This window comes from Pseudomonas sp. RIT-PI-q, assembly GCF_001297125.1.
Taxonomy (GTDB): domain Bacteria; phylum Pseudomonadota; class Gammaproteobacteria; order Pseudomonadales; family Pseudomonadaceae; genus Aquipseudomonas.
Window position 1 is genome coordinate 50,916 of record NZ_LHPC01000031.1, and the last position, 13,512, is coordinate 64,427.

Genomic DNA, 13,512 nt, shown 5'->3' on the forward strand with positions numbered 1-13,512 from the left:
CAGAGGTAGCCGTCATGACCCAACCCGCACGTCGCCAGCCCTTCGTCTTGAGTGTGCTGCTCAGTGCCATGCTGTTGTCCGGCCAGGCATTGGCCGGCGTCACCGACCAGGACATTCTCCAGGACCCCAAGAACCCGGAGCAGATCGTTACCAACGGTCTGGGCGTCCAGGGTCAGCGCTACAGTCCGCTGGACACCCTCAACGTCGACAACGTGAAGGACTTGCGGCCCGCCTGGGCGTTCTCCTTCGGCGGTGAAAAACAGCGCGGTCAGCAAGCCCAGCCGATGATCAAGGACGGCGTGATGTACATGACCGGTTCCTACTCGCGGGTGTTCGCGGTGGACGCGCGCACCGGCAAGAAACTCTGGCAATACGATGCGCGCCTGCCCGATGACATCCGTCCGTGCTGCGACGTGATCAACCGTGGCGTCGCGCTGTACGGCGACCTGGTGTTCTTCGGCACCCTCGACGCCAAACTCGTGGCCCTGAACAAGGACACCGGCAAAGTCGTCTGGAGCAAGAAAGTCGCCGACCACAAGGAAGGCTATTCGATCAGCGCCGCGCCGTTGGTGATCAACGGCAAACTGATCACCGGCGTGGCCGGGGGCGAGTTCGGGGGGGTCGGCAAGATCGAAGCCTACGACCCGAAAAACGGCGACCTGCTGTGGACCCGACCTACCGTCGAAGGCCACATGGGCTACGTCTACAAGGACGGCAAAGCGGTCGAGAACGGTATCTCCGGCGGTGAAGCGGGCAAGACCTGGCCCGGCGATCTTTGGAAAACCGGCGGCGCCGCGCCTTGGCTCGGCGGTTATTACGACCCGGAAACCAATCTGTTGCTGTTCGGCACCGGCAACCCGGCCCCGTGGAACTCGCACCTGCGTCCTGGCGACAACCTTTATTCCTCGTCGCGCCTGGCACTCAACCCGGACGACGGCACGATCAAATGGCACTTCCAGAGCACGCCTCACGACGGTTGGGATTACGACGGCGTGAACGAGCTGGTCTCGTTCAACTACACCGAAGGCGGCAAAGAGATCAAAGCCGCCGCGACTGCTGACCGTAACGGTTTCTTCTACGTGCTGGACCGCACCAACGGCAAGTTCATTCGCGGCTTCCCGTTCGTGGACAAGATCACCTGGGCCACCGGCCTGGATAAAGATGGCCGGCCGATCTACAACGAAGCCAGCCGTCCCGGCGCGCCGGGCACTGAAGCCAAAGGCAGTTCGGTATTCGTCGCCCCGGCGTTCCTCGGCGCGAAAAACTGGATGCCGATGGCCTACAACAGGGACACCGGGTTGTTTTATGTGCCGTCCAACGAGTGGGGCATGGACATCTGGAACGAAGGCATCGCCTTCAAGAAAGGCGCGGCGTTCCTCGGTGCCGGATTCACCATCAAGCCGTTGAACGAAGACTACATCGGCGTGCTGCGGGCGATCGACCCGAAAACCGGCAAGGAAGTCTGGCGCCACAAGAACTACGCGCCGCTGTGGGGCGGGGTCCTGACCACCAAGGGCAACCTGGTGTTCACCGGCACACCGGAAGGTTTCCTCCAGGCGTTCAACGCCAAGACTGGCGAGAAGGTGTGGGAATTCCAGACCGGCTCCGGCGTACTCGGCTCGCCTGTGACCTGGGAAATGGACGGCGAACAATACGTCTCGGTGCTCTCCGGCTGGGGTGGCGCTGTACCGCTGTGGGGCGGCGAGGTGGCCAAGCGCATCAAGGACTTCAACCAGGGCGGCATGCTCTGGACGTTCAAGCTGCCTAAAGAGCTCGTGGCCAAACACTGACCGCCCCCGTAGGAGCTGGCTTGCCAGCGAAGGCGCCATCAGAGGCGATGCATGCCTCAGGGGCCTCTTCGCTGGCAAGCCAGCTCCTACAAAAAACGCGTCGTGCGCGATTTCAGTCACACCCGCTACCCCTTGTAGGAGCTGGCTTGCCAGCGAAGGCGCCATCAGAGGCAACGCATGCCTCAGGGGCCTCTTCGCTGGCGAGCCAGCTCCTACAAAAACCGTGTCGAGCACGATTTCAGCAACCCCGGAACCCCCTGTAGGAGCTGGCTTGCCAGCGAAGGCGTCATCAGAGGCGACGCATGGCTCAGGGGCCTCTTCGCTGGCAAGCCAGCTCCTACAAAAACCGCGTCGAGCACGATTTCAGCAACCCCCGCTACCTCCGTAGGAGCTGGCTTGCCAGCGAAGGCGCCATCAGAGGCAACGCATGGCTCAGGGGCCTCTTCGCTGGCAAGCCAGCTCCTACAAAAACCGCGTCGTGCGCGATTTCGGAAACACCCGCAACCCCTGCAGGAGCTGGCTTGCCAGCGAAGGCGTCCGCGACATCGCCATCGCCAGCAAGCCGGCGCCTACGACCAAATAACGAGAGTCCTCCGGCCAACGCCGCATTCGTCTGGCGCGCGGGGCTCTCTACTATCGGTTCATCGCCTGTTTGCCCGACAGGCATCGACCCAGACAGAGGCCCATCATGATCTACGCACAACCTGGAACACCTGGCGCCATCGTTTCGTTCAAACCGCGTTACGGCAACTTCATCGGCGGCGAGTTCGTGCCGCCGGTCAACGGTGAGTACTTCACCAACACCTCGCCGGTCACCGGTGAAGTGATCGCCGAATTCCCGCGCTCCAGCGCCGCCGACATCGACAAAGCCCTCGACGCCGCCCACGCCGTTGCCGACGCCTGGGGCAAGACCTCGGCGCAGGATCGCTCGCTGGTGCTGCTGAAAATCGCTGACCGCATCGAACAGAATCTGGAAATCCTCGCCGTCGCCGAAACCTGGGACAACGGCAAAGCCGTGCGTGAAACCCTGAATGCCGACGTGCCGCTGGCCGCCGACCATTTCCGCTACTTCGCCGGGTGCATCCGCGCCCAGGAAGGCGGCGCCGCCGAGATCAACGAGCTGACCACCGCCTATCACTTCCACGAGCCATTGGGCGTGGTCGGGCAGATCATCCCGTGGAACTTCCCGCTGCTGATGGCCGCGTGGAAACTCGCCCCGGCCCTGGCCGCCGGCAACTGCGTGGTGCTCAAGCCTGCCGAGCAAACGCCGCTGTCGATCATGGTCTTCGCCGAGCTGGTCGGCGACTTGCTGCCGCCCGGTGTGCTCAATATCGTTCAGGGCTTCGGTCGCGAAGCCGGTGAGGCGCTGGCCACCAGCAAGCGCATCGCCAAGATCGCTTTCACCGGTTCCACCCCGATCGGCTCGCACATCATGAAATGCGCCGCCGAAAATATCATTCCAAGTACCGTTGAACTGGGCGGCAAGTCGCCGAACATCTTCTTCGAAGACATCATGATCGCCGAGCCGCAGTTCATCGAAAAGGCTGCTGAAGGCCTGGTGCTGGCGTTCTTCAACCAGGGCGAAGTCTGCACCTGCCCGTCTCGCGCCCTGGTGCAAGAGTCGATCTACGACGACTTCATGAAAGTGGTGATGCAGAAGATCGTCAAGATCAAGCGCGGCAACCCGCTGGACACCGAAACCATGGTCGGCGCCCAGGCGTCCGAGCAGCAATATGACAAAATCCTCTCGTACCTGAAAATTGCCCAGGAGGAGGGCGCCGAGCTGCTCACCGGCGGTGCGGCCGAGCGTCTTGAAGGCGACCTGTCGACGGGTTATTACATCCAGCCGACCCTTCTCAAGGGCCACAACAAAATGCGTGTGTTCCAGGAAGAAATCTTCGGCCCGGTGGTGGGCATCACCACTTTCAAGGACGAAGCCGAAGCCCTGGCGATTGCCAACGACAGCGAGTTCGGCCTCGGCGCCGGCCTGTGGACCCGCGATATCAACCGCGCCTACCGCATGGGCCGGGCGATCAAGGCCGGACGTGTGTGGACCAACTGCTACCACCTGTACCCGGCCCACGCGGCGTTCGGTGGCTACAAGAAATCCGGTGTCGGCCGTGAAAACCACAAGATGATGCTTGATCACTATCAGCAGACCAAAAACCTGCTGGTGAGCTACGACATCAACCCGATGGGGTTCTTCTAACCCCGCAAGAACACCACAAAAACCTGTGGGAGCGGGCTTGCCCGCGATGAGGCCAGAACATTCGACATTGATGTTGAATGTGAGACCGCCATCGCGGGCAAGCCCGCTCCCACAGTGTTTTTTGTTGTTTTCGAGGTTGTGTAACACCCCCTACCAACGCACGCCGCCACTTCGTTCGAAAGTAGCATTCGGCCGCCCGGCGCCTCGTGCATTAATGGCTTTACCGGAATCGCCCGGCACAAGAAGAGGATTGACCCATGTGGACTAAACCCGCGTTTACCGACCTGCGCATTGGCTTCGAAGTGACGATGTATTTCGCCAACCGCTGATTGTTCACCCGGCCAGCCGTTGCGTTGGCCGGGCCTGCCTTCTGGAGCACACCCATGCACATCCGCGTTCTCGGTTCCGCCGCTGGCGGTGGTTTTCCGCAGTGGAACTGCAACTGCCGCCAGTGCGCCGCGATGCGCAACGGCAGCCTGCGCGCGCAACGTCGCACGCAGTCGTCGATTGCCCTGAGCGACGAGGGTGTGGAGTGGGTGCTGTGTAACGCTTCACCGGACATCCGCGCGCAGCTCGAAAGTTTCCCCGCGATGCAACCGGCCCGCCAATTACGCGATACCGCCATCGCCGGTGTCGTCCTGCTGGACAGCCAGATCGACCATTGCACCGGCCTGTTGAGCCTGCGCGAAGGTTGCCCGCATCAAGTCTGGTGTACCGAGCGGGTGCATGAGGATTTGAGCAGCGGCTTCCCCTTGTTCACCATGCTCAAGCACTGGAATGGTGGCTTGCAGTGGCAACCCATCGGCCTGGACCGCGAGCCGTTCAGCATCGCCGCTTGCGCGCATCTGCAATTTCGCGCGATCCCCTTGGTGAGCAACGCACCGCCGTACTCGCCCAATCGGGGTAACCCGCAGCCGGGCGACACCATTGGTTTGTTTATCGAAGACCTGCGCAGCGGCGCCTCGGTGTTTTATGCGCCGGGCCTGGGGCAAGTCGACGATGAAGTGCTGAGCTGGATGCAACGCGCCGATTGCCTGTTGCTGGACGGCACGCTGTGGCGTGACGACGAAATGCGCGTGTGCGAAGTCGGCCAGAGCCTGGGCAGTGAAATGGGGCACCTGTCGCAAAGCGGCCCTGGCGGGATGCTTGAAGTGCTGGAGGATTTCCCCCGCCAGCGCAAGGTGCTGATCCACATCAACAACACCAACCCGATCCTTGATGAAGATTCGGCGGAGCGCGCGTTGCTGGAGCGGCGGGGGATTGAAGTGGCTTATGACGGCATGAGTCTTGTGCTGTAGCTCATGGCCCCATCGCGGGCAAGCCCGCTCCCACAGGTTTTGTGTACGCCACAGATCCTTGTGGGAGCGGGCTCGCCCGCGATAGCGCCAGACCAGACATCGCCGTTTCCCCGGAGAACCGCAATGAACAAACCACCGATGTCCCCCAGCGAATTCGAAGCCGCCCTGCGCGCCAAAGGTGCCTACTACCACATCCATCACCCGTTCCACCAAGCCATGTACGCCGGCCGCGCCACCCGCGAGCAGATTCAGGGCTGGGTCGCCAATCGCTTCTACTACCAGGTCAACATCCCGCTGAAAGACGCCGCAATCCTCGCCAACTGCCCGGACCGCGACGTGCGCCGGGAGTGGCTGCAACGGATTCTCGACCACGATGGCGTACCCGGCAGCGAAGGCGGAATCGAAGCCTGGCTGCGGCTAGGCGAAGCCGTTGGGCTGGACCGCGAACAAATTCTCTCCCAGGAGCTGGTACTGCCCGGCGTGCGTTTCGCCGTGGACGCCTACGTCAATTTCGCGCGTCGCGCCTGCTGGCAAGAAGCGGCAAGCAGCTCCCTGACCGAACTGTTCGCCCCGCAAATCCACCAATCCCGGCTCGACGCCTGGCCGACCCATTACCCGTGGATCGACGTTGCCGGCTACGACTATTTCCGTACTCGCCTGAGCCAGGCGCGGCGCGATGTCGAGCACGGTTTGCGCATCACCCTGGCGCACTACGTCACGGTCGAGGGCCAGCAGCGCATGCTGGAAATCCTCCAGTTCAAACTCGATGTGCTGTGGAGCATGCTCGACGCCATGAGCATGGCCTACGAGCTGGAACGCCCGCCGTATCACACTGTCACCCGCGAAAAGGTCTGGCACCGGGGGATTGCCCTGTGAGCCTGATCAACCGCCAGCAATCGCCGTCCTTGCGCCAGGGTTTCCGTCTGCAATGGGAGCCCCGTCAGGATTGTCACGTGCTGCTGTACCCCGAAGGCATGATCAAACTCAACAACAGTGCCGGGCAGATTCTCGATCTGGTGGACGGCCGGCGCAGCGTCGCGGTGATCATCGATCTGCTGTCCGCGTGCTTCCCCGGCGAGCCCGATATTGACTTGGACGTGCTGGCATTTCTGGAGGTGGCCCATGCTCAATTCTGGATCGAATGACTCACGTCCGGGGCCGCCGTTGTGGCTGTTGGCGGAGCTGACCTATCGCTGCCCGCTGCAATGCCCGTACTGCTCCAATCCGCTGGACTTTGCCCAATCAGGCGAAGAGTTGAGCACCGAAGAATGGATTCGCGTATTCCGCGAGGCCCGCGACATGGGCGCGGCGCAACTGGGCTTTTCCGGTGGCGAGCCGTTGGTGCGCCAGGACCTGGCCGAGCTGATCAAAGCCGCGCGGGACATGGGTTACTACACCAACCTGATCACCTCGGGCATCGGCCTGACCGAGCAAAAGGTCCGCGATTTCAAGGTCGCCGGGCTGGACCACATCCAGATCAGCTTCCAGGCCGCCGATGAAGCGGTGAACAACATGCTCGCCGGGTCGCGCAAGGCCTTCGCGCAGAAACTGGCCATGGCCCGGGCGGTGAAAGCCCAGGGTTATCCGATGGTGCTGAACTTCGTCACCCATCGGCACAACATCGACCGGATCGACCGGATCATCGACCTGTGCCTGGAACTGGAGGCGGATTTCGTTGAATTGGCCACGTGCCAGTTCTACGGCTGGGCTGAACTCAACCGCGTCGGCCTGTTGCCCACCCGCGAGCAATTGCAGCGCGCCGAACGCATCACCAACGAATATCGCGAGCGGCTTGAGGCCCAGGGCCACCCGTGCAAGCTGATCTTCGTCACCCCGGACTACTACGAAGAACGCCCCAAGACCTGCATGAACGGCTGGGCGAATCTGTTTCTCGACATCACCCCGGACGGCACCGCGTTGCCTTGCCACAGCGCCCGCCAGTTGCCGGTGCAGTTTCCCAACGTGCGCGAGCACAGCATTGAGCACATCTGGACCGACTCGTTTGGCTTCAACCGTTTTCGCGGTGACGACTGGATGAAAGAACCGTGCCGCTCCTGCGATGAAAAGCACAAGGACCTGGGGGGCTGCCGCTGCCAGGCGTTCATGCTCACCGGCGATGCCGAAAACGCCGATCCGGTGTGTAGCAAGTCGCCGCACCATGGCGTAATTCTCAAGGCCCGCGAAGAAGCCGAGGCGCCGGGGCAGGGCATGGAGCACCTGACATTGCGCAATGAAAAGGCTTCGCGACTGATCTACCGCGGATGAACCGAGAAGGTGCATCCGACACAGATCCCTGTGGGAGCGGGCTTGCCCGCGATAGCGGTCTGACAGTCAATATCAATGTTGAATGTGCTGGCCTCATCGCGGGCAAGCCCGCTCCCACAGGGGATCTGCGGTGAATACAAAACGGGCAATGCTGTCCTTTGGTCTGATTGCATTCGCAGCCGGATGCTTTAGTGTGGGTTCTACCTTCCAAAACAATAAAAACAGGCTTTCCAATGAGCCAGAGTCTCAGCCAGCTGCGTAAATTCGTTTCGCCTGAAATCATCTTCGGTGCCGGTTGCCGGCACAACGTCGGCAACTACGCCAAGACCTTCGGTGCCCGCAAGGTGCTGGTGGTCAGCGATCCCGGGGTGATTGCCGCCGGGTGGGTGGCCGATGTCGAGGCCAGTCTGCAAGCCCAGGGTATCGATTACTTCTTGTATAGCGCCGTCTCGCCCAACCCTCGGGTCGAAGAAGTGATGCTTGGCGCTGACCTGTACCGGGAAAACCACTGCGATGTGATCGTCGCCGTCGGTGGCGGCAGCCCGATGGATTGCGGCAAAGGCATCGGCATCGTCGTCGCCCATGGCCGGAGCATCCTCGAGTTTGAAGGCGTGGACACCATCCGCGTGCCCAGCCCGCCACTGATCCTGATTCCGACCACCGCCGGTACTTCGGCGGACGTCTCGCAATTCGTGATCATTTCCAACCAGCAAGAACGCATGAAATTCTCCATCGTCAGCAAGGCCGTGGTCCCGGACGTGTCGCTGATCGACCCGGAAACCACCTTGAGCATGGACCCGTTCCTGTCGGCCTGTACCGGCATCGACGCGTTGGTGCACGCCATCGAAGCCTTCGTTTCCACTGGCCACGGGCCGTTGACCGATCCCCATGCGCTGGAAGCCATGCGCTTGATCAACGGCAACCTGGTGCAAATGATCGCCAACCCGAACGACATCGCCCTGCGCGAAAAAATCATGCTCGGCAGCATGCAGGCCGGGCTGGCGTTCTCCAACGCGATCCTCGGCGCGGTGCACGCGATGTCCCACAGCCTGGGCGGCTTCCTCGATTTGCCCCATGGTTTGTGCAACGCGGTGCTGGTGGAGCACGTGGTGGCGTTCAACTACAACTCGGCACCTGATCGCTTCAAGGTGATCGCCGAGACGTTCGGCATTGATTGCCGAGGCCTCAATCACCGGCAGATTTGCGGGCGTCTGGTCGAACACCTGATTGCCCTGAAACACGCGATCGGCTTCCATGAAACCCTCGGTTTGCACGGGGTCAGCATGGCGGACATTCCGTTCCTGTCACAACACGCCATGCACGACCCGTGCATCCTCACCAACCCGCGCGAATCCAGTCAGCGTGATGTCGAGGTCGTCTATGGCGAAGCCCTCTGACGAACAGCAACGGGCGCTGGCCGGGTTACTCGGATTAGGCAGCCATTCGGCGCGCAAGAGCCATTACCCGGAACTGGCCGCGCGCCTCGATGAGCTGGAAGCCGAGCGCAATCGCTATAAGTGGCTGTTCGAAAACGCGGTGCACGGAATCTTCCAGGCCAGCCTGCTCGAAGGCATGCGCGCCGCCAACCCGGCGCTGGCGCGGATGCTCGGTTATCAAGACCCGCAGGAGGTGTTGTTTTCCCTGGCGGATCTGGCGAGCAACCTGTTTGTCGGCGGTGCAAAAGAACTGGAAAACATCGGCGAAATGCTCAGGCACCAAGGCAGCCTGCATGGCTATGAAACCCAATTGCGGCGCAAGGACGGCAGCAGCCTCGACGTGTTGATGAACCTGTTGCTCAAGCCCGATCAGGAAGGGCTGGTAGAAGGTTTTGTCGCCGACATCACCGAACGCAAACTCGCTCAGCAACACCTGCAGCAACTCAACGACGAACTGGAGCAGCGCGTCACCGCGCGCACCGACGAGCTGCTGGAAGCCAACCGCAACCTGCAACAGCAAATCACCCAGCGTAAACAGATCGCCCAGGCCTTGCGTGATGCCCGTGACGCCGCCGAAGCCGCCAATCGCAGTAAGGACAAATACCTCGCGGCCGCCAGTCATGACCTGTTGCAACCGCTCAACGCCGCACGGTTGCTGATCTCGACCCTGCGCGAGCGCAAACTGCCCGACGTTGAACAAGTGCTGGTAGAGCGCACGCACCAGGCGCTGGAAGGCGCCGAAGATTTACTCACCGATTTGCTGGATATTTCCCGGCTCGATCAAGCTGCGGTGAAACCGGACATTGCCTTGTATCGCCTCGACGAATTGCTCGGGCCGTTGGTGTCGGAGTTCCAGTCAGTGGCCGAAGCGGCAGGTTTGAACCTGCGAGTGCACATGGGCGACTACGCCATCAGCACCGACTTGCGGCTGATGACGCGCATCCTGCGCAACTTCCTCAGCAACGCCTGTCGCTACACGGACGAGGGCAGCATTCTGCTGGGTGCCCGGCGCCGAGGTGAAATGTTGCGCCTGGAAGTCTGGGACACCGGGCGCGGGATTGCGGCGGATCGGCTGGACTCGATCTTTCTCGAATTCAATCAGCTGGACGTTGGCCGCGCATCCGACCGTAAAGGCGTGGGTCTGGGGCTGGCGATCGTCGAACGAATCGCCAAGATACTCGGCTATAAAATCCGCGTGCAGTCGCGGCCGGGACGCGGGTCGATGTTCAGCATCGACGTGCCGATATCCCATGACATTCCGTTGCCCATCAGCCAGGCTGCGCCGTTGCCGGGCACTGGAAATCCGCTGCCAGGCCGGCGTTTGCTGGTGCTGGACAACGAAGTGAGCATTCTCGACAGCATGAGCGCGCTGCTCGGGCAGTGGGGCTGCGAAGTGGTGATCGCCACGGATGAATTCTCTGCGCTGGCTGCTTTGCAGGGGCGCGCGCCAGAATTGATTCTGGCGGACTATCACCTCGATCACGGGGTGGTGGGCTGCGATGTGGTGCGGCATTTGCGCGAGCATTTCAAGCAGAGGATTCCAGCGGTCATCATCACGGCAGACCGTACCGACCAGTGTCGGCGATCGCTGCAAAGACTCGAAGCACCGCTGCTGAACAAACCGGGGAAACCCGGCAAGTTGCGTGCGGTGTTGAGTCAGATGCTGGGTTAAGTCAGTTCGCGGTATCGCAGACTGAAACCCAATTCAGCCGACTGGCCTTGCTCCAGCAAACGCAACCCCGGCCGCCCCGGCAAGTGGTGCGCGTTGACCGGGTGACTCACCGGCTCGATGCAGAAAAACCCCAGGTCCACCGGGCAGTACAGCAGGTAATAATCGCTGCCGGTGGCCTGGCATTCCAGTTCATAACCCAGGTCGGGCTGCTGGATCAGGCAGCGGCCATCCCAGTGGCAGAAACCGTTGTCGACCAGTGTCGCGGGCAACGCCTTGGTTTGCTGGAAGTCCCATTCAGCGGGCAGGGCGCTGAGTTGTGTCGGCAGTTTAGACGTGTCACACAACCAGACCTGCTCGGCCTGAACCTGCAGCCGCGTGTTGGCTCTACGCGGGAAGTAAGGGTGTAAACCGAGCCCATGCCACGCAGCGCGTTCGGCCAAATGCGTCACCTGCAAATTGATGCTTAATCGACCTTCACGCAGATGGAAGCGTTGCCGGGCGCGATAGGCGAATGGCGTTGCGCTGTCGAGTTGCAGGACGATTTCATCACGGCTCTGCGAAACCACCTGCCACGCCTGTTGCCAGGCGCTGCCGTGAATTGGTAGCGGATCGGTGAGGCTGTTCGGCGTCAGGGCCAGCCAGCCATCGGGGCAGTCAAAACCCCCTTCGGCAATGCGGTTCGACCACGGCGCCAAGGGAAAACAGCCGAGCTTGCCCGGCATGCCGGTGTTCAGCGCGTGGGCGTCACTGTGGCGCAGCAGCGGCTGGCCGGTGCTGCGTACCGTCCAATTGACGATACTGGCGCCAAGTTCGGGGGCGAGGGTGAGGCGGGTGTATTTGTCTTCGAGTTCGAGAAGTGTCATGGTTTTTCATCTTGCGTTGAAGGGATGAAAAGATCGCAGCCTTCGGCAGCTCCTACAGAGAAACGCGTACCGCTGTAGGAGCTGCCGAAGGCTGCGATCTTTTGACGTTACACCACTACAAATCCTTGAACTGCGGCTCCGGCAAGCCTTTGACGCCTGGATTGAGCGCGAACACGCCACCCGCCAACGACTGTTCGTCATGGTCATCACCAGGACGAATCGAGGTCACGAACAGTGTGTCCAGTCGGCTGCCACCGAAGGCGCACATGGTCGGCTTTTTCACCGGCACGGCCACGGATCGGTCCAATCGGCCATCCGGGGTAAAGCGGTGAATCAACCCGGCGTCGTTGGCGCAGATCCAGTAGCAGCCTTCGGCATCCACGGCGGCGCCGTCGGGGCGGCCGGGGAACTGATTCATGTCGACAAACAGTCGACGGTTGGAAGGTGTGCCGCTGTCGAGGTCGTAGTCAAAGGCCCAGATCTGCTGGGCCAGTGGATGGGAATCAGACACATACATCGTGCGCCCGTCCGGGCTGAAACCCAGGCCATTGGGCACGATGAATCCGCCGAGCTGAGCGTCAATCGGCCCGCGTTGACCGGCGCTGTAGCGATACAGCGTGCCGTCGGCCGCGTTGGCGCCCATGTTCAGCACCATGCTGCCGGCCCAGAAACGCCCCTGACGATCGCAACGACCGTCATTCAGACGCATGTCGGGGCGGGCGTGATCAACGCGGGCCAGCAGTTCGCTGTCGAGGCTGCCATCATTGTGCGTGTGCAGATGAAAGAACCCGCTTTCCATCCCCGCCACCCAACCACCGTCACGATGACGGGTGATGCAGGCGAGCATTTCCGGCGCGGTCCAGGCGTGAACATGACCGCTGTCGGCACTCCAGCGCTGAAGTCCACCGGCAGGAATGTCGACCCAGTACAGGGCGTTTTCCTCGGGGACCCAGACTGGACTTTCACCAACCGCGTTACGGGCATCGACAATCAATTCGGCTTGCATGCAACGCATTCTCTTGGGGGCAAGTGAAGGAAGAGGGTTCAGTCGCCGAACGGGCCAGAAGCGACAAACGCGCCACCCTGGTAAACCATCGCCGGGTCATCGGCGGCCGGCATCGGTTGGGCTTCGACCTTCTCGCGGAATACTTCGGAGTTGTCCTGGGGTTTATAACCCAGGCCGGCGGCGAAACGGTTATCCCACCAAACGTTCTTGTTATCGGACACGCCGTAGACCACGGTGTGGCCGACGTTCGGGGCGTACAACGCGCATTCGAGCAGTTGCGTCAGGTCACCGAAGCTCAGCCAGGTGCTCATCATCCGGCGGTTTTGCGGTTCCGGGAACGAGGAGCCGATACGCACGCTGACGGTTTCGATGCCGTAGCGATCGAAGTAGAAACTCGCCATGTCTTCGCCGTAGGATTTGGACAAGCCGTAGTAGCTGTCCGGGCGGCGCGGGGAGTGGGCGTCGATTTTTTCATCTTGCTTGTAGAAGCCGATCACGTGGTTGGAGCTGGCGAAAATCACTCGTTTCACGCCATGCCGGCGCGCGGCTTCGTAGATGTGGAACACGCCGCAGATGTTGGCGCCGAGGATGTCTTCGAACGAATGCTCCGTCGACACGCCGCCGAAATGCAGGATCGCGTCCACGCCTTCGACCAGTTGGTGCACGGCTTGCTTGTCGGCGAGGTCGCAGATCACGACTTCTTCGTGATGATCCTGGGCAGGGGCGATGTCGGCGATGTCCGACAGGCGAATCACGTTGGCATAAGGCCGCAAGGTTTCGCGCAGGACTTTGCCAAGGCCTCCGGCGGCACCGGTCAGCAGCAGGCGATTGAAAGGGGCTGGGGGAGTAGTGATCATGGAAGTCCCTGAAACGCAGTTATTGTTAGTTGTTGTAAGTTGTCGTACGACCAAGGCGAAGTATCGTTAGCCTTTCCGGTCGTTGTCAACGCGTCATCACTCGAAATTGACGAAGG

The 13,512-nt window shown here is 61.4% G+C and carries 12 protein-coding genes; 9 read left to right on the forward strand and 3 right to left on the reverse strand.

The window, feature by feature from the left end:
• Positions 1 to 14: 14 nt before the first annotated feature.
• The 9 genes from AEQ67_RS16905 to AEQ67_RS16940 all read left to right on the forward strand — a co-directional run bounded on the left by AEQ67_RS16905 (position 15) and on the right by AEQ67_RS16940 (position 10,670).
• Positions 15 to 1,790: a PQQ-dependent methanol/ethanol family dehydrogenase gene (locus tag AEQ67_RS16905; protein ID WP_059404978.1), complete on the forward strand. Its 1,776-nt coding sequence runs from the start codon at positions 15 to 17 to the stop codon at positions 1,788 to 1,790.
• A 688-nt stretch (positions 1,791 to 2,478) separates the two neighbouring features.
• A complete protein-coding gene (exaC, locus tag AEQ67_RS16910; RefSeq protein WP_059404979.1) occupies positions 2,479 to 3,999 on the forward strand; it encodes an acetaldehyde dehydrogenase ExaC in 1,521 nt (506 codons plus the stop codon).
• A 257-nt stretch (positions 4,000 to 4,256) separates the two neighbouring features.
• Positions 4,257 to 4,328, forward strand: coding sequence for a pyrroloquinoline quinone precursor peptide PqqA (gene pqqA, locus AEQ67_RS33885; protein WP_003253598.1), 72 nt, complete (start codon positions 4,257 to 4,259; stop codon positions 4,326 to 4,328).
• Positions 4,329 to 4,382: 54 nt separating this feature from the next.
• Positions 4,383 to 5,297: a pyrroloquinoline quinone biosynthesis protein PqqB gene (gene pqqB, locus AEQ67_RS16915; RefSeq protein WP_059404980.1), complete on the forward strand. Its 915-nt coding sequence runs from the start codon at positions 4,383 to 4,385 to the stop codon at positions 5,295 to 5,297.
• A gap of 123 nt (positions 5,298 to 5,420) precedes the next feature.
• Complete coding sequence (pqqC, locus tag AEQ67_RS16920) at positions 5,421 to 6,173, forward strand: pyrroloquinoline-quinone synthase PqqC (protein WP_059404981.1); 753 nt, start codon at positions 5,421 to 5,423, stop codon at positions 6,171 to 6,173.
• Entirely contained in the window at positions 6,170 to 6,442 is a 273-nt protein-coding gene (gene pqqD, locus AEQ67_RS16925) for a pyrroloquinoline quinone biosynthesis peptide chaperone PqqD (RefSeq protein WP_059404982.1), read from the forward strand. The genes pqqC and pqqD overlap by 4 nt, the downstream gene beginning before the upstream one ends.
• Entirely contained in the window at positions 6,420 to 7,562 is a 1,143-nt protein-coding gene (gene pqqE, locus AEQ67_RS16930; protein WP_059404983.1) for a pyrroloquinoline quinone biosynthesis protein PqqE, read from the forward strand. The genes pqqD and pqqE overlap by 23 nt, the downstream gene beginning before the upstream one ends.
• Positions 7,563 to 7,795: 233 nt before the next feature.
• Positions 7,796 to 8,959 (forward strand): alcohol dehydrogenase-like regulatory protein ErcA, encoded by a 1,164-nt coding sequence (gene ercA, locus AEQ67_RS16935; protein WP_059404984.1) that lies wholly within the window; start codon positions 7,796 to 7,798, stop codon positions 8,957 to 8,959.
• Positions 8,943 to 10,670, forward strand: coding sequence for a PAS domain-containing hybrid sensor histidine kinase/response regulator (locus AEQ67_RS16940; RefSeq protein WP_059404985.1), 1,728 nt, complete (start codon positions 8,943 to 8,945; stop codon positions 10,668 to 10,670). Before ercA ends, AEQ67_RS16940 begins: the two co-directional genes overlap by 17 nt.
• On the opposite strand, the gene AEQ67_RS16945 is transcribed toward AEQ67_RS16940, so the two are convergent.
• The 3 genes from AEQ67_RS16945 to AEQ67_RS16955 all read right to left on the reverse strand — a co-directional run bounded on the left by AEQ67_RS16945 (position 10,667) and on the right by AEQ67_RS16955 (position 13,396).
• Positions 10,667 to 11,533: an aldose 1-epimerase gene (locus AEQ67_RS16945; RefSeq protein WP_059404986.1), complete on the reverse strand. Its 867-nt coding sequence runs from the start codon at positions 11,531 to 11,533 to the stop codon at positions 10,667 to 10,669. The two genes, AEQ67_RS16940 and AEQ67_RS16945, sit on opposite strands and share 4 nt — an antisense overlap.
• Before the next feature lie 115 nt (positions 11,534 to 11,648).
• Positions 11,649 to 12,539: an SMP-30/gluconolactonase/LRE family protein gene (locus AEQ67_RS16950; RefSeq protein WP_059404987.1), complete on the reverse strand. Its 891-nt coding sequence runs from the start codon at positions 12,537 to 12,539 to the stop codon at positions 11,649 to 11,651.
• 38 nt (positions 12,540 to 12,577) lie between these two features.
• Positions 12,578 to 13,396: an NAD-dependent epimerase/dehydratase family protein gene (locus AEQ67_RS16955; RefSeq protein ID WP_059404988.1), complete on the reverse strand. Its 819-nt coding sequence runs from the start codon at positions 13,394 to 13,396 to the stop codon at positions 12,578 to 12,580.
• Positions 13,397 to 13,512: the final 116 nt, after the last annotated feature.